This window comes from Longilinea arvoryzae, from assembly GCF_001050235.1.
Lineage (GTDB): Bacteria > Chloroflexota > Anaerolineae > Anaerolineales > Anaerolineaceae > Longilinea > Longilinea arvoryzae.
The window spans coordinates 1,878,176-1,900,601 of sequence record NZ_DF967972.1 but is presented as its reverse complement, the minus strand read 5'-3'; the positions used below and the strand labels follow the sequence as shown (position 1 = coordinate 1,900,601).

Annotated in this window: 23 protein-coding genes; 13 read left to right on the top strand and 10 right to left on the bottom strand. The window is 57.2% G+C overall.

The genetic code is table 11. The features are described 5' to 3' along the window. Window positions 1–85: 85 nt before the first annotated feature. From LARV_RS08455 to LARV_RS08445, 3 genes are read left to right on the top strand one after another with little or no spacing between them, the layout of a single operon-like run. Window positions 86–739 (top strand): site-2 protease family protein, encoded by a 654-nt coding sequence (locus LARV_RS08455; protein WP_075073223.1) that lies wholly within the window; start codon window positions 86–88, stop codon window positions 737–739. Further along, window positions 736–1,710, top strand: a complete 975-nt coding sequence (locus LARV_RS08450; protein WP_075073222.1) for a prephenate dehydrogenase — start codon at window positions 736–738, stop codon at window positions 1,708–1,710. The genes LARV_RS08455 and LARV_RS08450 overlap by 4 nt, the downstream gene beginning before the upstream one ends. 13 nt (window positions 1,711–1,723) lie before the next feature. Continuing rightward, complete coding sequence (locus tag LARV_RS08445) at window positions 1,724–2,002, top strand: GIY-YIG nuclease family protein (protein WP_075073221.1); 279 nt, start codon at window positions 1,724–1,726, stop codon at window positions 2,000–2,002. Between the two features lie 87 nt (window positions 2,003–2,089). On the opposite strand, the gene LARV_RS08440 is transcribed toward LARV_RS08445, so the two are convergent. After that, a complete protein-coding gene (locus LARV_RS08440) occupies window positions 2,090–2,644 on the bottom strand; it encodes a phosphoribosyltransferase family protein (RefSeq protein ID WP_075073220.1) in 555 nt (184 codons plus the stop codon). 346 nt (window positions 2,645–2,990) lie between these two features. Between LARV_RS08440 and LARV_RS08435 the strand changes: the two genes are divergently transcribed. From LARV_RS08435 to LARV_RS08410, 6 genes are all read left to right on the top strand, one after another. Then, window positions 2,991–3,536 (top strand): methylated-DNA--[protein]-cysteine S-methyltransferase, encoded by a 546-nt coding sequence (locus LARV_RS08435; protein ID WP_075073219.1) that lies wholly within the window; start codon window positions 2,991–2,993, stop codon window positions 3,534–3,536. 16 nt (window positions 3,537–3,552) lie between these two features. After that, window positions 3,553–4,467: a GTPase Era gene (gene era, locus LARV_RS08430; protein WP_075073218.1), complete on the top strand. Its 915-nt coding sequence runs from the start codon at window positions 3,553–3,555 to the stop codon at window positions 4,465–4,467. 60 nt (window positions 4,468–4,527) lie between these two features. Beyond that, the gene (locus LARV_RS08425) at window positions 4,528–5,199 is read left to right on the top strand and encodes a lysoplasmalogenase (protein WP_075073217.1); all 672 of its coding nucleotides are present in this window, start codon (window positions 4,528–4,530) and stop codon (window positions 5,197–5,199) included. 126 nt (window positions 5,200–5,325) lie between these two features. Continuing rightward, window positions 5,326–6,120 carry an alpha/beta fold hydrolase gene (locus tag LARV_RS08420; RefSeq protein WP_075075167.1) on the top strand — a complete coding sequence of 265 codons (795 nt, stop codon included), beginning with the start codon at window positions 5,326–5,328 and terminating at the stop codon, window positions 6,118–6,120. A 1-nt stretch (window position 6,121) separates the two neighbouring features. Further along, window positions 6,122–6,724, top strand: coding sequence for a TetR/AcrR family transcriptional regulator (locus LARV_RS08415; RefSeq protein WP_075073216.1), 603 nt, complete (start codon window positions 6,122–6,124; stop codon window positions 6,722–6,724). An 11-nt stretch (window positions 6,725–6,735) separates the two neighbouring features. Further along, window positions 6,736–7,104, top strand: a complete 369-nt coding sequence (locus LARV_RS08410) for a YrdB family protein (RefSeq protein ID WP_075073215.1) — start codon at window positions 6,736–6,738, stop codon at window positions 7,102–7,104. A gap of 77 nt (window positions 7,105–7,181) precedes the next feature. Here the strand turns inward: LARV_RS08410 and LARV_RS08405 are convergent, their stop codons facing one another. From LARV_RS08405 to lepB, 4 genes are all read right to left on the bottom strand, one after another. Further along, a complete protein-coding gene (locus LARV_RS08405) occupies window positions 7,182–8,108 on the bottom strand; it encodes a YitT family protein (protein ID WP_083522432.1) in 927 nt (308 codons plus the stop codon). A gap of 163 nt (window positions 8,109–8,271) precedes the next feature. Next, window positions 8,272–8,565: a YgiT-type zinc finger protein gene (locus LARV_RS08400; protein WP_075073214.1), complete on the bottom strand. Its 294-nt coding sequence runs from the start codon at window positions 8,563–8,565 to the stop codon at window positions 8,272–8,274. Further along, on the bottom strand, window positions 8,565–9,320 hold the full coding sequence (deoC, locus tag LARV_RS08395) for a deoxyribose-phosphate aldolase (protein WP_083522431.1): 756 nt from the start codon (window positions 9,318–9,320) through the stop codon (window positions 8,565–8,567). The genes LARV_RS08400 and deoC overlap by 1 nt, the downstream gene beginning before the upstream one ends. Before the next feature lie 8 nt (window positions 9,321–9,328). Beyond that, the gene (gene lepB / locus LARV_RS08390; RefSeq protein ID WP_083522430.1) at window positions 9,329–9,916 is read right to left on the bottom strand and encodes a signal peptidase I; all 588 of its coding nucleotides are present in this window, start codon (window positions 9,914–9,916) and stop codon (window positions 9,329–9,331) included. Window positions 9,917–10,208: 292 nt separating this feature from the next. Here lepB and LARV_RS19875 point away from each other — a divergent pair, with 292 nt between their 5' ends. Further along, a complete protein-coding gene (locus tag LARV_RS19875; RefSeq protein ID WP_172797819.1) occupies window positions 10,209–12,386 on the top strand; it encodes a cytochrome c3 family protein in 2,178 nt (725 codons plus the stop codon). Between the two features lie 218 nt (window positions 12,387–12,604). On the opposite strand, the gene pgl is transcribed toward LARV_RS19875, so the two are convergent. From pgl to gnd, 3 genes are read right to left on the bottom strand one after another with little or no spacing between them, the layout of a single operon-like run. Continuing rightward, window positions 12,605–13,372, bottom strand: coding sequence for a 6-phosphogluconolactonase (gene pgl, locus LARV_RS08375; RefSeq protein ID WP_075073213.1), 768 nt, complete (start codon window positions 13,370–13,372; stop codon window positions 12,605–12,607). Continuing rightward, complete coding sequence (zwf, locus tag LARV_RS08370; protein WP_075073212.1) at window positions 13,365–14,831, bottom strand: glucose-6-phosphate dehydrogenase; 1,467 nt, start codon at window positions 14,829–14,831, stop codon at window positions 13,365–13,367. The genes pgl and zwf overlap by 8 nt, the downstream gene beginning before the upstream one ends. A gap of 2 nt (window positions 14,832–14,833) precedes the next feature. After that, on the bottom strand, window positions 14,834–15,745 hold the full coding sequence (gnd, locus tag LARV_RS08365) for a phosphogluconate dehydrogenase (NAD(+)-dependent, decarboxylating) (protein WP_075073211.1): 912 nt from the start codon (window positions 15,743–15,745) through the stop codon (window positions 14,834–14,836). Window positions 15,746–16,054: 309 nt separating this feature from the next. Here gnd and LARV_RS08360 point away from each other — a divergent pair, with 309 nt between their 5' ends. The 3 genes from LARV_RS08360 (at window position 16,055) to LARV_RS08350 (ending at window position 20,322) form a co-directional block, all read left to right on the top strand. Further along, the gene (locus LARV_RS08360) at window positions 16,055–17,770 is read left to right on the top strand and encodes a NapC/NirT family cytochrome c (protein ID WP_075073210.1); all 1,716 of its coding nucleotides are present in this window, start codon (window positions 16,055–16,057) and stop codon (window positions 17,768–17,770) included. 234 nt (window positions 17,771–18,004) lie between these two features. Beyond that, entirely contained in the window at window positions 18,005–19,165 is a 1,161-nt protein-coding gene (locus LARV_RS08355) for a cytochrome c3 family protein (RefSeq protein ID WP_075073209.1), read from the top strand. Beyond that, the gene (locus LARV_RS08350) at window positions 19,162–20,322 is read left to right on the top strand and encodes a cytochrome b/b6 domain-containing protein (RefSeq protein ID WP_075073208.1); all 1,161 of its coding nucleotides are present in this window, start codon (window positions 19,162–19,164) and stop codon (window positions 20,320–20,322) included. The genes LARV_RS08355 and LARV_RS08350 overlap by 4 nt, the downstream gene beginning before the upstream one ends. Before the next feature lie 66 nt (window positions 20,323–20,388). On the opposite strand, the gene LARV_RS08345 is transcribed toward LARV_RS08350, so the two are convergent. Further along, window positions 20,389–21,291, bottom strand: coding sequence for a zinc ribbon domain-containing protein (locus LARV_RS08345; RefSeq protein WP_075073207.1), 903 nt, complete (start codon window positions 21,289–21,291; stop codon window positions 20,389–20,391). 105 nt (window positions 21,292–21,396) lie between these two features. Beyond that, window positions 21,397–22,329, bottom strand: coding sequence for a cation diffusion facilitator family transporter (locus LARV_RS08340; protein ID WP_075073206.1), 933 nt, complete (start codon window positions 22,327–22,329; stop codon window positions 21,397–21,399). Between the last annotated feature and the right edge of the window lie 97 nt (window positions 22,330–22,426).

Below are 22,426 nucleotides of genomic sequence, written 5' to 3'. Positions count from 1 at the left end.
AATCTCCTTCGGGTTGCCCTTCATTATATGGCTAGCGTAATATAATTTAAATTGGTAAAACGATCCAATACCGATCAGAGGTCGTATGTTCGGATCTGGCATTACCCCTGCACTGATCATTACCCGTGTCGTTACATTAATCATCGCCTTCACGGTACACGAATTTTCGCACGCATTCGTCGCCGATCGCCTGGGTGACGATACGCCGCGCTCACAGGGACGTCTGACGCTCAATCCCATTGCCCACCTGGATCTGGTGGGCTCGATCATGCTGCTCCTGGTCGGTTTTGGCTGGGCCAAACCGGTTCAGATCAATACCTATGCCGTACAGCGCCGATCTCCGGCCGGGGTGATGTGGGTATCGCTGGCCGGCCCGTTTTCCAACCTGCTGATGGCCATCCTGGCGTCGCTTCCACTGCGCTTCGGCTGGGTGCCGTTTTCCATCGGCGGCAACATCATCCCGTCGTTGTATTCTTTCCTGTTCGAATTCATGAGCATCAACCTGATCCTGATGCTTTTCAACTTCATCCCCGTTTCACCGCTAGACGGCGAGAAGATTGCCATTTATTTTTTCCCGCCGCCCCTGGATCGCATCCTGGAACGTATCCACCCCTATGGCGCGATGATATTGATGGCGATCGTCTTCCTCGGTCCCATGCTGGGGGTAAACGTCATGGGATGGATCATGGGAACGCCGATGAACAACATTCTGCGCGTGTTATTAGGAGGCCTGGCTTGACTGTCAATGTAACCATTATTGGATTGGGTCAAATCGGCGCATCCCTGGGTCTGGTACTGGGCGAGCATAAGGATTACTTCCAACGCACCGGCATCGACCGCGAACCGTTGACCTCGGGGCGCGCCCAAAAAATGGGCGCCATTGATCGCATCGAATACAAAGTCCCGGTCGCGGTGGAGAATGCCAACATAATCATCCTGGCCCTGCCCACGGATGAAGTCCGGGATATGCTGGAGGTCATCGCTCCGCTGATCAAACCGAATGCCGTGATCATCGATACTTCGCCGCTGCAAACCGCCGTGTCCGAGTGGGCCGAAGAGCTGCTGCCGGAAGGCCGCTATCTGGTTTCGATGACCCCGACCCTCAACCCGGCCTATCTGGAGGAAACCCAGGTCGGCGTCGACGCCGCGCATGCCGATCTCTTCAAGAACAGCCTCATGATCATCACCAGTCCGCCCTCGGCGCATTCCGACGCGGTCAAGCTGACCGCGGATATTGCGCACATGACCGGAGCAAGCCTTTACTTTGCCGAGACTGCCGAGGCGGACGGCATTCTGGCGGCCTACGATCTGCTGCCAAAGCTGGCGTCCATCGGGCTGCTGGCGACGATCACCGATCAACCCTCCTGGCGGGAGGGACAGCGCATCGCCGGGCGTTCCTTCGCGCAGTCCACTTCCGCGGCCCTGCTGCTGGATGAGAACACGCAGCTCGGCCACACCGCGCTGGTCAACCGCGAAAACACCCTGCGCCTGCTGGACGACCTGATCGGCAGCCTGAATGACATTCGCAAGTACGTAGCCGATCAGGACGCGGATCATTTGAACCGGGTCATACAAAAGGTCGTCAAGGATCGCAAGGATTGGCTGAAGCACCGCCAGACCGGCGATTTCGAGTCGGACAAAGAAGAAAAACCGTCCATGGGTGACACCCTGAAGCGCCTGTTTGGTTTCAAACCCCGCGAGAAGAAATAGACAGGCTGGAACCGTGGCGTTCTTTTGCTACATCGTCGAATGCGCTGATGGCAGTTTTTATACCGGTTGGGCTACCGACCCCGTCCGACGCGCCCGCCAGCACAATCGCGGAAAGGGCGCCCGCTACACGCGCCTCCACCGCCCGGTGCGTCTGGTCTACATCGAGGAACAGCCGGATGTCTCCAGCGCCTTGAAACGCGAACGCGCCCTGAAATCGCTCAGCCACGCTCAGAAAAAGGCCCTTGTCGAACGCTCGCCGCTTCCGGAAGCCGGGCCGGGCGAAGGCGAATAGGTCAGGCGAATCTGAAAAGAAAAACAGGACGCTGCCCCGCCAAACGGGGCCCAGCGTCCTGTTATTGTTTATCGGAAGATCGGATCGTCAGTCGCTGAAGACCGGCAGATGACCCAAGGAGATGATATCCCGCCACTTGGCGCGCTCGCCCTCGGTGAGGATGGCGGCTTCCACGGCAACCGTCGCGCCGGCGTGGTCGAGCAACAGGCGCATACCCTGCAAGGTCGAACCCGTGCTGATGACGTCGTCCACGATGACCACACGCTTGCCCTTGATCAAATCGCGGTCTTTTTCATCCAGGTACAGCGTCTGGGGTTTGCCGGTGGTGATGGAAAGCGTCTCGGCCTGAATGGCGTCGCCCATGTACGGTTTATAGCTCTTGCGCAGCACAATGAACGGTTTACGAGTCGTGGCCGATAACGCGTAAGCCAGCGGAATACTCTTCGATTCAGCGGTCACGATGACTTCGTAATCGATGGGTTGTAATTTTTCGGCCAGGGCCTTTGCACAGGCTTCCACCAGTTCGGTGTCGCCCAGAATATTCAAAATCGCAATCCGCAGACCGGGTTTGATCTGGAACAGGCGCAATTCACGGTGTACGCCCGCAATATCGATCGGATAAACGTCACGCTTCTCAGCCATATCTTCCCTCCGTAGATTCCGTATTCCCAACCCGCAACTATATCACAAAATGGCAACAAAAAACCGGCCCAATTCGCCGGTTAAATTATCGAGTGCCGGGGACGCCGACCCCGGCACTCTCTTAAGGAGGAGAAGAAGAGAAGTCGCCCTTGCAGCTTATAATAGCAGGAAGTGGGTCCAATTACTTGACGCCTACCCTACGCTTACCCTACGCTTGCCTTACAAACCGCTTTCAGGGCTGTTTTTTCTTCTTTAGGCCAAGTCCTCTTACATTCAGAATTATCGTGTAGAATGATACTCAGTTCAAGGGGTTCGGCGAATTGAGCCTGACGATTGGATGACTGCCATGAGAATGGACTTCAGCACGCTCGCTCCGCTCTGGGCGGATCAACTCCCTTCCTCGCCGCTTGGCCCGTTGACCGTCGTGGTCTCGGAGGTTGGCCTGGTGCGCCTCGATTTCGCGGCCCTGCCGGCGGCGATCGGCGAGCTGCGTCCGTGGCTGGCGCCCGCCGCGCAAATCGCGCCGCATCATCTGGCCGAGGCGCTGGAGCAGTTGGATGACTATCTCGGGGGCAGGCGCCGCGAATTCGATCTGACCATCGACTGGCGCGCCATGCCCGAATTTTCAGCCCGCGCGCTGCAGGCTGCCGCCGCCATCCCCTGTGGCCAGGTGCTCACCTATGGCGAACTGGCCCATCGGTTGGGCCTGGTCAACGGGGCGCGGGCAGTCGGACAGGCCATGGCCAGCAACCCGATCCCGATCGTGCTTCCCTGCCACCGCGTGGTCGGCGCCGACCGCCGCCTGCACGGTTACAGCGGTCTGTACGGCATCGAAACCAAGGCCTGGTTATTAAAATTGGAAGGCAGCACTTTTCAGAGCCAGTTATTCTAGATCGACAGGAAAAGCAATGAGTCATTTTCGTGCGGGATTTGTTACCCTGGTTGGACGCCCCAATGTGGGCAAATCGACGTTGATGAACGGCCTGCTTGGCCAAAAGGTCGCTGCCGTCTCGCCCCGGCCGCAAACCACCCGCCGCCGCCAACTCGGCATCTTGAGCCGGGACGATTGCCAGATCATCTTCATGGATACTCCCGGACTGCACAAACCGGTCCACAAGCTGGGAGAATATATGAACGAAACGGCGGCCGCGACCCTTGAAGACGCGGACATCATCGTCTGGTTGGTGGACGCCAGCCAACCCCCGCAGGAGGAAGATCGCCTGATTGCCGAACGGCTCGAAAAGATCGGCAATAAACTGCCGCCCGTGCTGCTCGCAGTCAACAAGATCGACTCGCTGGCAGCGGAGAATCTATCCGCCCGCAGTGCCGAATTTCAATCTCTGCGCCCGACCGCCGAGGTGTTCCCGTTGTCTGCCGCCAACGGCGCGGGCTGCGACGCCCTGCTGGCGCGCATTCTGTCGGCCTTACCCGAAGGCCAACCTTACTACGATCCGGACCAGATCACCGATCTGTATGAACGCGACATTGCCGCGGACCTGATTCGCGAATCGGCGCTGCGTCTGCTGCGCGATGAAGTGCCGCACGGCATCGCCGTGCGTATCGATGAATTTAAAGAACGCAGTGAAGAGCAGGTCTATATCGGTGCCACCCTTTTCGTCGAGCGCGAATCACACAAGGGCATCGTCATCGGCCAGGGCGCCAGCATGCTCAAACAAATCGGCACCGCGGCCCGCCAGGAAATCGAAGCCATGTCCGGACGGCACGTCTATCTCGAACTGCGCGTCAAGGTCAATAAAAACTGGCGTGACGATCCCAATGCCCTGCGTTTGTTTGGCTTTGTTATTGAAAAAGAAGAAGAATAAACACCGACTCTGCCAGAAAGTATGACAGATCCGCGAGAGATCACTCCTGAGGGATTCTTCATGCTTGCTTCAATATTGTTTTGGCTTATCTTTCTTCTGATGGCCGTCGATTGGATCGCGACCGGTTTAAAGTTCAGGACCGTGCGCCAGATCACCAAACCCGGCGTATTGATTGTGATCATTCTCTGGTTCTCGACCCAGGGCGGCTGGCACGGCGCACTGATCTGGTTTGGCGTCGGGTTGGTGTTTTCGTTGCTGGGGGATATCTTCCTGCTGCGGCCTGAGCGCACCTTTCTGGCCGGCCTGGTTTCCTTTCTGCTGGGTCATGTGTGTTATATCGCCGGTTTCAACGTCTACCCAATCCGCTGGAATGGCTTGATCCTGCTCGCACTCGGGGGCGTGCTCCTGGCCGCCGTCCTGATCGGGCGCCACATCCTGCGCGGGTTAAAACGCGGCGACTCGTACAGCCGGCTGAAGATCCCGGTTTTGACCTATATGACCGCGATTTCCTTCATGGTGCTTTCCGCCCTGGAGTGTTTCTTCCGCCCGGCTTGGCCCATTCGGGCCGCCCTGGTTTCCTCCCTTGGCGCGGCCAGTTTCCTGGCCTCCGATTCGATCCTTGCGTCCGATCGGTTCGTGCGCCAGCGCCCCTGGGCCCCTGTCGCCCTGATGATCACCTATCACCTCGGCCAGGTGCTCATCATCGCCGGCGCGTTGCTGGCGCAAGGCTGAAAAATTATGCCGCGCAGTTCGCCCGCGGGAGGGTTTGGTTAAAATCAAATAAGAGATACTTGACAAAACTAATGTTATTAGTAATAATACTAATATACTTAGCTTTTGGAGAGTACCTTGAAAACGATGACGTTGAGTGTTACAGATGGAACCCTCGCCTATGAGGACACCGGCAGCGGCCCGCTGATCGTGTGCATCCCGGGCATGGGTGACTTGCGTTCGCAATTTCGCTTCCTGACCCCGCTTCTGGTGGCTTCCGGTTATCGCGTGGTTGCGCTGGATTTGCGCGGGCACGGTGAAAGCAGCACCCATTGGAAGGACTACTCGATCGCCAGCATCGGCGCCGATCTGCTCGCCCTCCTGCAGCGCCTGGACGCCGGACCGGCCGTCATCATCGCCAATTCGATGGCCGCCGGCTCCGCGGTTCTGGCGGCGGTCGAAGGACCGCAATGGGTCAGAGGCCTGGTCCTGCTCGATCCGGCCGTGCGCGGCGAACCCAACCGAGCCTGGCAACTCTTGCTGGGGGTGTTGTTCGCCCGACCCTGGGGGCCGGCAGCGTGGGGCAGGTACTACACCTCACTCTACCCGGGCCGAAAACCGGCCGACCTGGAAAACCACCTCGCTGCGATCCGGCTCAACCTCCAGCAGCCCGGACGGATGGAAGCGCTGCAGCAGCTGATGATCGCGCCTCAAACCTTCGCTGCGGCGAACCTGGGGAAGGCGCATGTCCCGGCCCTGGTGATCATGGGCAGCCGCGACCCCGATTTCAAACAGCCCGAGAAGGAAGCCGGTTGGGTCGCGCAGGCCCTCGACGCGCAGTACCAGATGGTTCCCGGAGCCGGGCATTACCCCCACGTGGAAATGCCCGAGATCACGTCACCCTACATCCTGTCCTTCCTCAGCGGACTGGATCGGCGCTGACATGTCGCCCAAGAAACGCATCGACAAAGACACGGTCATCCGCACCGCTGCCGCAATCCTGGAAAAGGGCGGCGCGGATGGCCTGAGCCTGACCCGCCTGGCCGAGAAGCTGGGCATCCAGACACCCTCGTTATACAACCATATCGACGGTCTGGCCGGCTTGCAGCGCGAGCTGTCCCTGTTGAGCGCGCGTAACCTGGCGAATCGCATGGAACAGGCGGCCATCGGCCGCTCCGGCAGCCAGGCAATCCTGGCCATCGCCCAGGCTTATCGCGAGTACATCAAATCTGCACCCGCGCTTTACCAGTACACCCTGCGCGCCTCAGGCAACCGGACCCAAAAGGATCCCGAATTGGAGGCAGTGGAGGAGCGCTCGGTACGCATTGTACTGGTTGTGGTGGAGTCTTTCGGCTTGCGCGGCGACGACGCCATCCACGCCGTGCGCGGCCTGCGCAGCCTGATCCACGGATTCGCCTCGCTCGAGGTTGCCGGCGGGTTTGGCATGCCGCTGGATTGCGATGAGAGTTTTCGCCGCCTGCTCGAGATTTACATTCGCGGACTGCCGGATTCCTCGACGGCGCAAGCAGGCGGCTTATCCTTTTAATGGTAAGGACGATGAAAATGTACGCTATCTCGTTGGGCGACGTTTTGCATTTCGCCCTGGAACTGTGCGCCTTCGGCGCGTTGGGGGTTTGGGGATTTCAGACTGGCGAAAACGGCCTGGGCAGGGCGGCGCTCGGAATCGGCGTGCCCCTGGCGGCAGCCGTCCTCTGGGGCGTCTTTCGGGTGCCCAATGACCCGGGTCCGGCCACGGTGGCTGTGCCCGGCTGGCTGCGCCTGATTCTGGAACTGGGCATCCTGGGACTCTCCGTCTGGGCCGTGTTCCGCATGCATCAAAACGGGCTGGCCTTCGCCTTCGCGGTTGCAATCCTGATCGACTATCTGCTGATGATCAAACGCATCCTCTGGTTGTTCAACCCATAGGCCGGGTTCCATCTGGATAAATAAGACCGGCGTCTAATCTCAGGCGCCGGTTTATTCGTGAAATAATAGGATGAAAATCAACGTTCGCCGGAAAGCGGCCGAAACCCCTCGCCTAAAGCCTCGTGGGCGTGCCCAATGACCATGAAGGCCTGCGGGTCGGCTTCTTTCACGATTTCCTTGAGCTGGTTGACCTCCGACTTGGTGATCACGCAATAAAGCGTCGGCCGGTCGGCGCCGGTATAGGCGCCCGTTCCGGAAAGCACCGTTACGCCGCGTTCGAGCGTAACCATGATCTTTTGAGAGACCTCCTGCGGCCGGCTGGAAATGATCATGGCCGTACGGAAGATGCTCGAGCCTTCGGATACAGCCTCGGCGGCCAGGCCGCTGACGTAGATGACCCCCAGACCGTACAGGGCGTGTCGCCAGTCGAAAGCGAAACCGCCGGCCAGCACCACCACGGTATCCGTGATGAGGTAAGCCTGCGAAATGGAAATGCCAAGTTTCGAATTCAGGATCCGACCCAGAATATCGCTGCCGCCGCTGGTACCCTGTCCGCGGTAGACCAGGCCCAGTCCGACGCCCAGCAGAATGCCGCCATAGATGCAGTTCAGCACCAGGTCGTTGGTAACCCCCTCAGCCGGGATGAACAGCACCAGAAAATCGGTCAGGAAGGAAAAGGCCGCCACCGAGATCGCTGTTCGCAGGGCGAAGCGGGCCCCGCCCAGGAAACGCCAGCCGAGGATGAATAAAGGCGCATTCCCGATGAAAACCATCAAACCGATCGGCCATTTGGTGAAGAAATTGATGATTTGGGCTGCGCCGCTGATGCCGCCGCTGACCATCTGGCCCGGGACGAGAAACAGCCGCATGGCCAGCGCCTGAATCAGCGCTCCGGTAATGATCAAGCCGTAATCCCGCACAATTCGCCAGGAAAAGTGAATTTCCCCCGGTATCGAGCGAATGAGATCCCCAAAAGATTGGTTTTCCGACCCCTTGAAATGCATATCCACCTCCACTCGTCATCCAACCGGCAATTATACCAATTCAAACAGCCCGTTCAGATTTACCGGTCTACAATCGATCCTTGTGATTTCGATCCAACACATTCAAAAAAAAACCTGCCGTGGCATGCTACACACGGCAGGTTATTCATCCTGGGATGATTGGTTATTCTACCTTTCCTGTCCGGTCAACTTTGTCACGGTGCAGAATGCGTTTGGTGGGTCTGCGCCGGCGACGGGGCGGTTTGCCAGCGTTCGGGCTGAGGATCAGCACGAGCTGGTTTAACGCCCGGGTATCATATTCGCGGCGGCCGCACACATCGCACACCCAGGCCGGGAAATTCGGCACGGTGACGAGTTCTTCATCCAGGTAGGTGAAGAAAGTCAGGTAACGCCGGTGCATGTGACCGACCTGACATTCTGTGCAGGGTACGCCCGGGCCAGCAATAGGTTCTTGCATTAGTATTCGTTCTTCTCCACTTCCAGTCCTTGTGCAATTTTCACGCCAGAACTGGAACCCAGGCGCGTCGCGCCGGCCTTCAAAAAGGCGCGCGCATCGTCCAGCGAGCGAACGCCGCCTGCAGCCTTGACACCCATAACAGGTCCAACTACCCGGCGCATAAGCTCCACGTCGGGGACGGTGGCGCCGCCGGCGAAAAAGCCGGTCGATGTCTTCACGAAATCCGCGCCGGCCTCCTGGCACACCAGACAGGCCAGGATCTTCTCGCGTTGAGTCAACAAGCCCATCTCCAAAATCACCTTTAAAATGGCGCCGCTTCCGTGACAGGCATCCGCCACCCCGCGAACGTCATCCAGGACCGCCTGCACCTCGCCGCCCTTCAACAACCCCACCGCCATGACCATATCGATCTCATCGGCTCCTGAGCCGACGGCATTCTCGGTCTCGGCGACCTTTACGGCAGTCGGCATGGCTCCCAGGGGGAATCCCACCACCGAACAGGTCTTGACGCCGGATCCTTCCAGCGCCCTGTGCACCCGGGGAACATACAGGCTGTTGACGCAGACGGAGGCGAAATGGAATTGGGCCGCTTCCCGGCAAATCTGATCGATCTGCGAGGGGGTGGCTTCCGTTTTCAGCAGAGTATGATCGATATACTGCGTAACCGGGCCATCCAACGGTTTGAAAGCTGCCGGAAATGCCGGCAATTTACCATCGTAAGCATTCGTACGTTCCAGAATCTCTTTAATTGACATGATACCTTCTAATTGGCTGCGTTGACCACATTTGGATGAGTTAAAATCTTCATCTGATCCAACGGCCAGTAGACAACCAGCGCCTTTCCAACAAGATTTTCCAGGGGCACAAAACCCCAGTTATGCGAATCGGAAGATGAATTTCGATTGTCGCCCAGAACAAAAATCTGACCTGCGGGAACCGTCCAGGTGTTGTTGTAATTCGGCGGCGCCATGATGTAAGGTTCATCCAGCACGGTCCCATTGACTGTCACCTGGTGGTTCTGAACGGTGACCACATCACCGGGGATGCCGATCACGCGCTTGATGTAATCCTCGCTCGGATTCAAGGGGTAATGAAAAATCACCACGTCGCCATTTGAAACGTTGCCCAACCGGTAAGCCAGCTTATTCACCAGGATAAACTCCCCGGGCTGCAGCGTTGGTTCCATGCTGACGTTTTCGACCCTTACCCGCGCAAGCACGCTGTCGATCAAAAAATACAGGACCAGCGCCAGTACAACGGTTTGCAGCAACTCAACCAGAAAACTGCGCAGCGAGTTGCGCGGTTGATTCTCTTGCGGCTGGGGAAGTTCGGGACCCGATTCAGAAATCAAAACCTACCTCCAAAATCACTTCCTTGACTATCGAGGTCATTATAAGACCGCTTGAGAGTCAAGGCAAGAGAACCTCCCTAAATCGAGGTCTGGAATTACAAAATGTAATATTCCTAATTTCATAAGATATACAATTTTAATCTTGTTTTCATATTCTTAATTCTGTATAATCTTATTTGACATTCTGGACCTGACAAGGAATATAAGAGGAGGTGCTTAAAAAAATCCATCCCATTTTCCGAAAACCAATCTTTGTAAATTACCAAACAACACAGTATCAAGGAGAATGCAAATGAGGAAAATCAACCTGAAAACAGTGTTGATGGTGGGAGTGTTTGCGGTTGTAGCACTTCTGCTGGCGGCATGCGCCGGAGCGACTCCGGCGCCGACCCAGGCAGCCCCAACCACCCCCGCCTGCCCCGAACCCACTGCCTGCCCTGAAGGCGGTGTGGATAAGGCCGCAGTTCCTTTCTTCGACCTGTGGTCCGCCTCTGCCCACGCGGATACCAAGGCCGAAGCCTTCAATCACTGGAACGATGCAGATCCCAAGGAAATCCCGACCTCCTGCGCCAAGTGCCACAGCCAGGGCGGCTTCCAGGACTATGTAGGCGCCGACGGCAGTGAAGTATTTACGGTTGATAAAGCCGCCGCAATCGGCTCGGTGATCAGTTGCGATACCTGCCATAATGCCGGCACGGCCACCCTGACCACGGTCAAGTTCCCCTCGGGCGCCGAAGTCACCGGCCTCGGCCGCGAAGCGGTGTGTATGACCTGCCACCAGGGCACGGCCTCGGGTTCATCCGTGGATGCCGCAATTGAAAAGGCCGGCGCCACCGATGACGATACGCCAGTAGCCGAACTGGGATTTACCAACCTGCATTATTTCGCTGCCTCCGTTGCCCGCTATGGCACCATCGTCAAAGGTGGGTACGAGTACGAAGGCAAGTCTTATGATGCCCTATGGCAGCATGTCGAGGGTGTCAATACCTGCAACGAATGCCATAACCCGCACTCGCTGGAGCTGAACGTCGAAACCTGCACCACCTGCCATGAAGGTGTGACCAAGGCGGAAGACCTGCGCAACGTGCGCATGGCCTCCTCTCAGGTTGACTACGACGGTGATGGTGACGTCAAGGAAGGCATCTATTATGAAGTGGATGGCCTGCGGACCCTGCTCTACACCGCCATCCAGGCTTACGCCAAGGATGTGGCCGGCACCGCCGTAGTTTACAGCCCCACGGCTTATCCATACTTCTTCATCGATACCAATGCCGACGGAAAGACGGACGACACCGAGGCAGTGGCAGCCAACAAGTTTGCCAGTTGGACGCCGCGCATGGCCAAAGCCGCCTTCAACTATCAGCTATCCGTCAAGGATCCCGGCTCCTACGCCCACGGCGGGAAGTACATCATCGAATTGCTCTACGATTCGATCGAGAGTCTGAATGAGAAGCTGTCCTCCCCAGTCGATCTGAGCAAGGCTCACCGCATCGATCCGGGGCACTTCGCCGGATCGGAAATGGCCTTCCGTGATTGGGATGCCGACGGCGCTGTACCGGGAACCTGCGCCAAGTGCCACTCGGCCACGGGTTTGCCCCAATTTATCAAAGAGGGCGTCAACATCAGCAACCCAATTTCCGACGGCCTGATGTGCGAAACCTGCCACAGCGACCTGACCACCTTCGCCCGGTATCAACAGGACTCGGTGAAGTTCCCCAACGGCGCGATGCTCGGCTTCGAAGGCAAGCCGGATGCGAATTTGTGTCTCAATTGCCATCAGGGCCGTGAATCGACCGTCTCGGTGAACAAAGTGGTTGCCGGTGCGGATCGAGACACAATCGACGAGAAGTTGTCCTTCCGCAACGTTCATTACTTCGCCGCGGGCGCCACGCTCTTTGGCGCGGACGCCCAGGGTATGTACCAGTACGAAGGCAAGGAATACGCTGGTCAATTTAAGCACGTCGAGAATTACAACACCTGCGTGGATTGCCACGATACACATGCCCTCACCGCCAAGGTGGATGCCTGCGCTGGCTGCCACAACGGCCAGAAACCGGAAGATATTCGCATGAATACCAAGGGCGATTTCGACGGGGACGGCAATGCCACCGAAGGCCTGGCGGGTGAAATCGACACGCTGCGCGAGAAGCTGTTGGCTGCCATCCAGGCGTACGCCAAGGATGTCGCCAAAGCGCCCATCGTCTACAGCCCATCGGCATATCCCTACTGGTTCATTGACACGAACGGCAACGGCCAGTTGGATACCGATGAAATCAACAGCGATAATGCCTATAAAGGCACCTGGACGCCGCGCTTGCTCGAAGCCGCCTATAATTATCAATACTCCGTCAAGGATCCCGGCGCCTTCGTGCACAACGGCAAATACGTCATCCAGGTCATGGTCGACACCATCAACGATCTGAAAGCCAAGGTACCGTCCATCGATGCTGCCGGCCTCGTCCGACCGTAACGCTTCTAGCGAACCGGTTCGATGGTCTTTCCTCCCCTGGAAGAAAATCGTTTCCGAATGCGTTTGCGGGATGGAAAGCCGCCAGTATGAGAACGGCGGATGCGGGAGTTTAGAACTCCGCCAATAGACCAGGCCAGGCATGTCTCGAAAGTAGATACACCACCGGAATCGAAACCCGGTGGTGTATTCTTTTTATTCGGTTCGAGAGATCCAAACGGCTATTCCAGGTTCCCTTCTGCGGGCGTCTTTTTCCAGACGGCTAAAGCCGCTCGATCCGCCAGCCAGGTGACCCTGCCCGAAACCGGCCGGACCAACTGAGCCGGATAAATATCGCCCGGGGGCGACGGCAGGCTTACAACCCTGGCCAGAATGGATGCTTTGTTTTCACCTGAAACGAGGAAGATGATCTCATGGGCCGCGTTGAGCACCGGCAGCGTCAGAGTCACCCGTGGCACAAGCGGCGGCGGCCCATCGGCATGCATCACAGCCGCCGTCCAATGTTCGACCTCGTGCAGCGCCGGTGAACCCGGGAAGAGCGAGGCGGTATGCCCATCCTCGCCCAGGCCCAGTAAGATCAAATCCAGATGCGGCGGATCCTGTCCGCCAAAAAAATCGCGCAGATCCTGCTCGTAGAGGCCGGCGCTCAGTTCCGGCGCCAGTTCGCCAGGGATGCGGTGAATATTGGCCCTGGGGATGGGCGCGACATCCAGCAGCGCCTTCCGCGCCGCGCCGAAATTGCTCTCGGCGTGGTCCGGCGGAACGCAGCGTTCGTCGCCCCAGAAAAAAAACACCCGGTTCCAATCCACCTGCTCGAGATACGGGGGTTGGGACAATCGAATATACATTTTCTGCGGCGTCGATCCTCCTGACAGCACCACTGAAAACCGCCCGTGGTTTTGCATTGCTGCCTGTGCTGCGTGCAGAAACGCGCGCGCCGCAAATTCCGCCAGCGACTCTGCATCCGGCGTTTCGACAATTTCAGGCATCGCCTTCCCTGCAGGCCTGGCAACCCAGATGCCATTCGCGGCCGTCGCGGGCCAGCAGATTATCTGCTTCGGCCGGCCCCCAACTGCCCTTCGGATACGCGAGCGGATGGTAGGGATCCTCCGCGTCCCAGGCGGCGATCACCGGATCGACCAGCCGCCAGCAGGCTTCGATTTCGTCGCTGCGGGTAAAAAGCGAGGCGTCGCCAGACAGCGCGTCCAACAGCAATCGTTCGTATGAATCCGGGAGATCGACCTGAAAAGATTCGCGGTATGAAAAATCCATTTCAACGGAACGTACTTTCTGCGGAGCATCCGGAATTTTGGCTTCGAAACGCAGGTGCATGCCCTCGTCCGGCTGGATGCAAATCGAGAGGACATTCGGCTTGATATCCGGAAAACCGAAATTTTCGAACATCAGAAAGGGTGGGCGCTGAAATTGAATGCTGATTTCAGATGTTTTTTCCGCCAGGGACTTTCCGGAACGCAGGTAGAAAGGAACGCCGTTCCAGCGCCAGTTGGCGATGGATAATTTGATCGCCGCATAGGTGGGCGTGCGCGAATTCGAGGCCACCTCGGCCAGATTGGAATAGCCGTCATATTGGGCGCGCAGGGTATCCTGGATTTGGATGGGATGAATGCTGTTGAACAATTTGGCTTTTTCGTTGCGCACGGCATCCGCGTTGAAAGAATACGGAGCTTCCATGGCGACCAGGGCCAGCAATTGGAAAAGGTGGTTCTGAAACATATCCCGCAGCACGCCGGTCTGGTCGTAATACCCGGCCCGGCGGCTCACATCCACCGTTTCAGCGACCGTGATTTGGACGTTATCCACGTAACGGCGATTCCAGATGGGCTCGAAAATGGCATTGGCGAAACGGAAGAAAAGGATATTCTGGGCGGTTTCCTTGCCCAGGTAATGATCGATCCGATAGACCTGGCTCTCATCGAAAACGGCGTGCACGGCATGGTTGAGTTCCTGAGCGGATTTCAGATCAGTGCCAAATGGTTTCTCGACGACGATGCGCCGCCAGCCACCTTCCGGCTTTGCCAGCCCCGCCTTTCCCAGGAATTCGACCACCCGAGGATAATGTTCGGGCGCGGTGGCGAGATAATACAACCGGTTTGCCGGCGCGCCTTCCAGCGTGTCCAAGATTCCGCTCAGGCGTGTATAGTCGTCAGCGACGTCCAGGTCGCCCTGGACATAATGGATCATCCTGGCAAATTCCTCCCAGGCGGCCGCATCGAAGGTCGCAGCGCTGAACGTGGTCACCCCCTCCTGCAAATGCGCGCGGATGGAGTCATCGGTATACGGCCGGCGAGCGTAAGCCACGATGTGCGTGCATTCCGACAGGCGTCCTTTTTTGAAGTTGTTATACAGCGCCGGGATGAGCTTGCGCCAGGTAAGATCGCCAGATGCGCCAAAGATCACCAGGGTAACCGGAAAGCAGTTCGTCTCCATGATCACTCCTTTGTTTTTACGGCATGCCCCCCAAATTGATTGCGCATCGCGGCCAGCAGTTTGGCAGCGTAACTCTCCTCCTGGCGGCTCGAAAAACGCTGCTGCAGCGAAAGCGTGATCACCGGGGCCGGCACGTCCAGGTCGATGGATTCGAACACGGTCCAGCGACCTTCGCCGCTATCTGCCACCCAACCCCGGATGGATTCCAGATCGGGATCCGATTCGAGAGCGCGCGCGATCAGGTCGAGCAACCAGGAGCGGACCACGCTGCCTGTCTGCCAGATACGGGCGATTTTTTCCACGTCCAGATCGAAATCCTTTTTTGCATGCAGAATTTCGAAGCCTTCCGCGTAGGCCTGCATCAGCCCGTATTCGATGCCGTTATGCACCATCTTGACAAAATGACCCGCGCCGTGCGGACCGACGCGCCCCCAACCCTGATCCGGCGCGGGAGCGAGGCTTTCCAAAATGGGGCGCACCTTCTCCACATCCTCGGCGTCGCCGCCGGCCATCAGGCTGTAGCCCTCGGTGAGTCCCCACACTCCGCCGGATGTGCCCACATCGACATGGTGAATGCCGCTGGTTTGCAGCATTTCAGCCCGGCGAATATCGTCTTTGTAATACGTGTTTCCGCCGTCGACGATCAAATCGCCTGGCTGGAGAACCGCAGACAATTCCCGGATGACCATTTCCGTCGGTTCACCGGCCGGGACCATGGTCCACACCGCGCGGGGAGCCGGCAGCGCGGCGGCCAGGTCGGTAAATGAAAAAACCGGATCCAGCCCGAATTCCGCGGCTGCCTGCCGGGTGACTTCATCCGAGCTGTCCAGGCCCACCACCCGGTGGCTGCCCTGGATCAAACGCCGCGCCATATTGCGGCCCATTTTGCCCAGTCCAATGATGCCGATATCCATGTTTTCCTCCAGAAATCCCGACCGCGCTTCGCCTGCGGTCCGCAGTTCATCGATTTACCTTATTTTAGGTCATTATTGTTTCATTTCAAGGCCAACTTTTGCGTCCCCGCAAAGAATCCGACACCCCGCCATTCCATGCCGGATAGCTCTGGATCCGAAGCCGTAATCCGATCCTGTAAATCGATTAATGTGCGAATCCCGGATTCTCATGTATAATTAATCTTACAATTTACCCCTTATAAAGCAATTTAATCGATATTTCCGCGACACCATCCCGGAATGGCATTCCTTCTTCAATGCGAGGTAACCATGCGACGCTTCTTCCGCTGGCTTGGCGGTTTGTTTGTCTCACCTGCCGACAGTTCGCCTGTGCGCCGGATTCTGCCCATCGTGTTGACCCTCTTTATCATCCTGGTCTGCGGGGTGGCTGCCACCAACGTCTGGGAGGTCACCAACCAGACGACCTTCTGCGGGCTCACCTGCCACACCATGCCGCCGGAGTACACCACCCACCAGAACAGCGTTCACGCGCGCGTCACGTGTGATGAATGCCACCTCGGTCGGGCGCCCATTCAAACCGCAATCGCGCGTAAAATCGAATACTCCTGGCAAACGGGAACGGCGATGCTCTTCAATACCTATCGATACCCCATCATCGCCCGCAATATGCGCCCGGCCCGGGATGTTTGCGAAACCTGCCACCTCCCGGAACAGTTCTCCAGTGATTCGCTGGTAGAGCTGAAAGAGTTTGCCGCGGATGACAACAACACGCTTTCCTATACCTACCTGATTCTGAAGACCGGCGGCGGCACCCGGCGCGAAGGGCTCGGCAACGGCATCCACTGGCACATCGAAAACCCGGTCGACTATATCGCGCTGGATGAAGAACGCCAGCAAATCCCATACGTGCGCGTTCAAAACGCGGACGGCTCGTTTACGGAATACGTCGATACCGAATCGGGTTTCGATGCCAGCAACGTGGATGAAAGCCAACTCCAGCGCATGGACTGCATCACCTGCCACAACCGCACAGCGCACACGCTACTATCTCCTGAAGAAGGCGTGGATAAATTGATGTCACAAAAAGTGGTCTCGCGCATGATCCCGGAGATCAAGAAGCGCGCGGTCGAAATCCTCAGCGCCGATTATCCCGACCAGGCGAGCGCGCTCGATGCCATCGCCGGCCTGGAAGCCGTCTACAAAGATCAGTATGCTGAATTTTATGAAGACAACGGGCAACTCATCACCCAGGCGATCGAAGCCTTGCAGACCTATTACAAAGATAATTTCTTCCATGACCAAAAAGTCGATTGGCAAACCCACCCCGACAACAGCCAGCACGTCACCTCGCCGGGCTGTTTTCGCTGCCACGACGGCAAGCACCTCAGCTCCCAAAACCAGGCCGTTCGCCTGGAATGCAACCTATGTCATTCCATACCCGTGGTTTCGCAGGGCACGGCCATCACCACCAACATCGAAATTGCGCGCGGACCCGAACCCCAATCGCACCGCAATAGCAACTGGATTGCGTTGCACCGGGAGAGCTTCAATGACTCCTGCCAGGAATGCCACACCATTCAGGATCCGGGCGGTGTGAGCAACACTTCGTTTTGTTCGAACAGCGCCTGCCATGCCAGCGTCTGGCAATATGCCGGATTCGATGCGCCCAATCTGCGCGTGATCTTGAGTGAGGAATTGAAAAGATTCATTACCCCCACCCCCGAACCCACAGCCACGCCGGCGGGCGCCACTCCCCTGCCGCTGACCTACGACAACCAGATCCAGGACCTGTTCAAGAAATGCACGGCATGTCACGGCGAAGGCGGTCAGGCCGGTTTGAATTTGACCTCCTATGCCGGTTTGATGAAAGGTTCGGTGGACGGCGCGGTGATCATCCCTGGCGACCCGGAAAACAGCCGGCTGGTGCAAATTCAATCGGCTGCCCAACCCCATTTCGGCCAGTTCACCCCGGATGAATTGGCCACGCTCATCGAATGGATTCAGGCCGGAGCGCCGGAAAAGTAACCCGGCTGTCTCCCCAGCCGCCAGAAATGTCGGAGCTATTTCACCGGATCTATCGAAATATAATCCGATAAATTTATTGAATTTAACCCAAATTTACCGATTTCTAATGTATAATTAATCTCAACCCAAAACAGGAATACTAATTCCCGTACGCATCCCCATCGAGTAGGAGTTCTCCCTATGGGAACGAGCTTACAAAGAAGAATACCTATTCTTGTACCCATTGTGATTCTTATGACACTGGTTCTGGTTTGCGCTGCCGTATTGGCAGTCTCGAACGGAACCGTTCAGGCCGCTCCGCAAACCCAGCAGCCCGACAACAGCAAATGTTTGCTTTGCCACCAGGAGGAAGGGAAAACCCTGGAATTTCCCAGCGGTGAAGCCTTGAGCGTGGTCATCAGCCCGGAAATGTTCGGCGGATCAGTGCATGTCAATCTGGCCTGCCAGACCTGCCACATCAATATTGCTGACTTTCCGCACCCCGAAAATTCCGCTCAGACGGCTCGCGAATACACCCTTCAATATCAAAACACCTGCCTGCAGTGTCACCCCGATCAGGCGGCTGAAACAGCCGACAACGCGCATGCCAAGGCGCGCAACGATCCGAACAACCCTAACGCCCAAAACGCCCCCACCTGCGTCGACTGCCATAACCCACACACCCAAACCGTCATTCAGAAAGATGAAAAAGGGCGCCTTAACGGTCTGGAGCTGGCTGCCAGCGCCAAGACCTGCGCCAAATGTCATAACCAGATCTACCAGGAGTATTCGCAGAGCGTCCACGGCGAAGGCCTTCTTGTAAACAACAATCCAGACGTGCCCACATGCATCGATTGCCACGGCGTGCACAACCTGAGCGGGCCTTCCTCCTCAGGCAGCCAGTTCCGGCTTTCATCGCCCCAAATCTGCGCCAAATGCCATACCGATGAAAGCATCATGGGTAAATACGGCATCTCGACCCAGGTGTTGAACACCTACATCGCCGATTTCCACGGCACCACGGTGACTCTGTTCGAAAAACTGGATCCGGACCAGCAAACCAATATGCCCGTGTGCTTCGACTGTCACGGGGTGCACAACATCCAACGCGTCGATGATCCCACCAAGGGTCTCGAGATCAAAGAGAACCTTCTGGTCACCTGCAAGAAATGTCATCCGGACGCCACACCGAATTTCCCGGCATCGTGGTTATCCCATTACATTCCCAGCAAAGACCACGCGCCGCTGGTTTTCTACGTGGGATGGTTCTATAAAATCCTCATTCCCCTCGTCCTGGGCGGCATGCTTGTTCTGGTGGGCAGCGATGTTTACCGCAAAGTCAAACGGCGTAAAGCCAAATCGGCGCCGGCTGAATCCGATGGAGAAGCCGGCCAGGAAGGAGGATCGGCCAAATGAGCGAGCAGCAACCAACCTATAATCGCTTTTCAATTGCCCAACGGATCGAGCACCTCATCCTGATCCTTTCCTTTACCACCCTGGCGCTCACCGGTATTCCGCAGAAATTTGCCCAGGCCGGCATATCCGAAGCCATCATAGCCGTGTTGGGCGGCATCACCACCGTGCGCATCATCCACCGCGTCGCCGCCACCCTTTTCATTCTCGAAGCCATCTATCACGCCTTCGTGATCGGGTACAAGCTCATCGTGTTGCGATTGGAACCGAGCATGATTCCCGGCATCAAGGACGTCATGGACGCCCTCGATTTCTTCCTGCACAACATCGGCCTGAAAAAAGAAGCCCCCAGAATGCCGCGTTACAATTTCGGAGAAAAGATGGAATACTGGGCCATGCTGTGGGGGCTGGTCCTGATGGGACTGACCGGCTTCATGCTCTGGAACCCGATCGCCACCACCCAGATTCTGCCCGGTGTTTTCATCCCCGCGGCCAAAGTGGCCCACGGCTGGGAAGCTGTGCTGGCGGTGGCCGCCATCGTGATCTGGCATTTCTACAACGTTCATATCAAGCATTGGAACTGGGCCATGATCAAGGGCCGGCTTACCCGCAGCGAAATGGAAGAGGAGCACGCCGGGGAACTGGTGAAAATCGAACAGGGCGAAGTGCGTCCGACGCCGCCGCCCGAAGTCATTCGAAAGCGATCCACAATCTACCTGCCCATCGCTTCCGTCGTTTCACTCGGGCTGATGCTGGTCTTGTTCCGTTTCGTCACCTTCGAGGAAACGGCCATCAAGACCATTCCGCCATCCGAATCGAACGGCGAAATCTTCTCCCCTCAGACTCCCACCCCGCTTCCGACTGCCGAGCCCACGATCGCCTCTACGCTGCCCGCCGCGGCCCCGACCTGGGACGCCGGTATTGGCGCGCTTTTCCAATCCAAGTGCACCTCCTGTCATGGCAGTATGGGCGGTTTAAGCCTGAGCAGTTATGCTGACGCGCTGAAGGGCGGCAAGGACGGCGCCGTCATTCTGCCGGGAGACGCCGCGGGCAGTCCGCTGGTCGTATTACAGGAGAAGGGCGACCATCCGGCCACATTCACTTCGGGAGAATTGGAAATTATCAAAACCTGGATCGACGCCGGAGCGCTGGAAAAGTAATCCATCCGGAGATAAAAAAAACGGGCTGCATCGAACAATGCAGCCCGTTTTGATTGGTTTCGCAATCTATTCACGGCGCAGCCGCGTTCCGCACGCCCGGCAGAAAATGTCTTCCTTGCTGGCCCGTTTTCCACACTGGTGGCAGTAGACCTCCTGAACCTCATCGGGCAGCCATTTGGAGGCATTGTGACGCTGGCGGGCGGGTTCAGTGGCCCGTTTGCGTGAAATTACCCAGAACCACGCCCCTCCCCCGATGAACAGGGCAACGCCGAGGCCGCCCAGGATATAAGGCAACATCCCCTCCATGCGTAACAGAGACGTGGAAGGGCCGATGGGCTGGCTCGATTGAAGCGGCGCCTGATCGGGAACACTCAACAGATCATCGCTCTTGGTATAACTCAGCTTCAGGGTCACCGGCGTTCCCTCGGGGACGCTGCCCACATCCTCGGTATAATATCGCAGGCCGTCTGTGCCCGTTGCCCAGGATCCCATGTTCGGAGCTACCTGAAAGTTTTCAGCGGTCAGGGGTTGCTGCATCTCGACGGTCAAATTATCGATGGCCACGTCCCCGGGCCAGTGAAATTCATAATCCCGCCGGCTATCGGTCTTGGTCAATTCCGGATCGTAATATTCGATTTGCAGCTTCGAAGTCGGGGCCGTGAACGAGACAATCAACCAATCGCCGTCCTGCGATGTGGTGTAATTCAGGGAGTAGAGCTGGCCGTCAACCTCTTCGATGGCCACGTTATAAGGAGAACCGGCAGCCAGGGGAATACGCAGATCGATTTGGGCGGGCAATTTGGTGGCCGATGAAAGGGTGATCTTATAAATGACCAGCATATCCGGGCGATCGTATTCCGGCCACAGGAGCACGTTCAATTGGTCGAACCCCACGTCGGACTGACCCTGCGCCGCGCCCGGTAGAGCGAGAAACAATATCACCAATAAAACGATGCTCCAACGCCGCATGGTTTTCCTCCCAGAATGAACGATTATCGATCCGATTAAGAATCTTACCACATTCCCTGTGCGGGAAGGAAGTTCAACCAGCCGGCGGGAGGATCAATGAACAGATTAATTGACAACGGGATGGCTGGCCCCGCCGTTGCAGGCGAACTTATCGATGCAGGCCGTATCTTCGAACTGGAGCGTGGTATGGAGGATTTCGAAACGCTCGTCGAGTCGCTGCCGCAAATCCTGCATCACCTGCTCTTGGGATTGGGCATGATCAGCCTCGAGAACGACGTGAGCGCTCAACGCCACATCCTGAGAGCATAAATTCCAGACATGCAAATCGTGAATCGACGCCACTGCCGGGGTTTGCAGCATCTCCCGCTCCACCTCGGCCAGCGACAGGCCATCCGGCGTGCCCTCCACGAGAATATGTAGCGAACTCTTGAGCACGCGGAAGGAGCTGACCAGGATCAGGATCGCGATCAACACGCTGGCCAGAGGGTCCACCCACTCCAGGCCGGTCAGCATAATTAAGACGGCCGCGACGATGACACCCACCGAAGAAACGGCATCGCCAACGACATGTAGGAAGGCGCTCTGCAGATTCAGGTCGCGGTGGATATGAGATTTTTCACCATGCCGGTGGCTGCCCAGCACCAGCGCCACCACCAGATTGACGACCAGGCCGAGAACCGCAATCACCAGCATCAGCGGACCCCGGACCGGGGCTGGGCTGAGGAAACGCTGGTAAGCTTCCCAACCGATGGTAACGGAAATGACCAGCAGCGTCAGGCCGTTGATGAGGGCCGCTAGCACTTCCAGGCGGTGCCATCCGTAGGTGTGGCGGTCGTCGGCCGGTCGCGAGGAGAGACGTAACGCGAGAAAACTCAATCCCAGGGCGAACACGTCCATAAACACGTGCGCGGCATCCGAGAGCAGCGCCAGGCTGTGGGTGATCAAACCGCCAACCACTTCGCCAACCAGAATCAGCAAAGTGAAAATCAATGAAAGGATAAATCGCTTCTCGACGTTGTTTTGCTGGTGTGTCATCATAAGTAAATTATTACCACAAATTATAAAAATTTGCGAATTTTTATATGTTTTTCCAAAATAATTCCGATCAAAGTTGCTTGTTAACGCGCTGCCTCCC

Excerpts from the sequence above, each read along its gene's own strand:
- zwf (WP_075073212.1), bottom strand. The coding sequence starts at position 14,831 with ATGGAGACGAACTGCTTTCCGGTTACCCTGGTGATCTTTGGCGCATCT.
- LARV_RS08420 (WP_075075167.1), top strand. The coding sequence starts at position 5,326 with ATGACGTTGAGTGTTACAGATGGAACCCTCGCCTATGAGGACACCGGC.
- pgl (WP_075073213.1), bottom strand. The coding sequence starts at position 13,372 with ATGCCTGAAATTGTCGAAACGCCGGATGCAGAGTCGCTGGCGGAATTT.
- LARV_RS19875 (WP_172797819.1), top strand. The coding sequence starts at position 10,209 with ATGAGGAAAATCAACCTGAAAACAGTGTTGATGGTGGGAGTGTTTGCG.
- LARV_RS08425 (WP_075073217.1), top strand. The coding sequence starts at position 4,528 with ATGCTTGCTTCAATATTGTTTTGGCTTATCTTTCTTCTGATGGCCGTC.
- LARV_RS08360 (WP_075073210.1), top strand. The coding sequence starts at position 16,055 with ATGCGACGCTTCTTCCGCTGGCTTGGCGGTTTGTTTGTCTCACCTGCC.
- LARV_RS08355 (WP_075073209.1), top strand. The coding sequence starts at position 18,005 with ATGACACTGGTTCTGGTTTGCGCTGCCGTATTGGCAGTCTCGAACGGA.
- LARV_RS08340 (WP_075073206.1), bottom strand. The coding sequence starts at position 22,329 with ATGATGACACACCAGCAAAACAACGTCGAGAAGCGATTTATCCTTTCA.
- LARV_RS08405 (WP_083522432.1), bottom strand. The coding sequence starts at position 8,108 with ATGCATTTCAAGGGGTCGGAAAACCAATCTTTTGGGGATCTCATTCGC.
- LARV_RS08400 (WP_075073214.1), bottom strand. The coding sequence starts at position 8,565 with ATGCAAGAACCTATTGCTGGCCCGGGCGTACCCTGCACAGAATGTCAG.
- LARV_RS08415 (WP_075073216.1), top strand. The coding sequence starts at position 6,122 with ATGTCGCCCAAGAAACGCATCGACAAAGACACGGTCATCCGCACCGCT.
- LARV_RS08455 (WP_075073223.1), top strand. The coding sequence starts at position 86 with ATGTTCGGATCTGGCATTACCCCTGCACTGATCATTACCCGTGTCGTT.
- LARV_RS08350 (WP_075073208.1), top strand. The coding sequence starts at position 19,162 with ATGAGCGAGCAGCAACCAACCTATAATCGCTTTTCAATTGCCCAACGG.
- LARV_RS08345 (WP_075073207.1), bottom strand. The coding sequence starts at position 21,291 with ATGCGGCGTTGGAGCATCGTTTTATTGGTGATATTGTTTCTCGCTCTA.
- LARV_RS08410 (WP_075073215.1), top strand. The coding sequence starts at position 6,736 with ATGAAAATGTACGCTATCTCGTTGGGCGACGTTTTGCATTTCGCCCTG.
- era (WP_075073218.1), top strand. The coding sequence starts at position 3,553 with ATGAGTCATTTTCGTGCGGGATTTGTTACCCTGGTTGGACGCCCCAAT.
- LARV_RS08435 (WP_075073219.1), top strand. The coding sequence starts at position 2,991 with ATGAGAATGGACTTCAGCACGCTCGCTCCGCTCTGGGCGGATCAACTC.
- LARV_RS08440 (WP_075073220.1), bottom strand. The coding sequence starts at position 2,644 with ATGGCTGAGAAGCGTGACGTTTATCCGATCGATATTGCGGGCGTACAC.
- gnd (WP_075073211.1), bottom strand. The coding sequence starts at position 15,745 with ATGGATATCGGCATCATTGGACTGGGCAAAATGGGCCGCAATATGGCG.
- deoC (WP_083522431.1), bottom strand. The coding sequence starts at position 9,320 with ATGTCAATTAAAGAGATTCTGGAACGTACGAATGCTTACGATGGTAAA.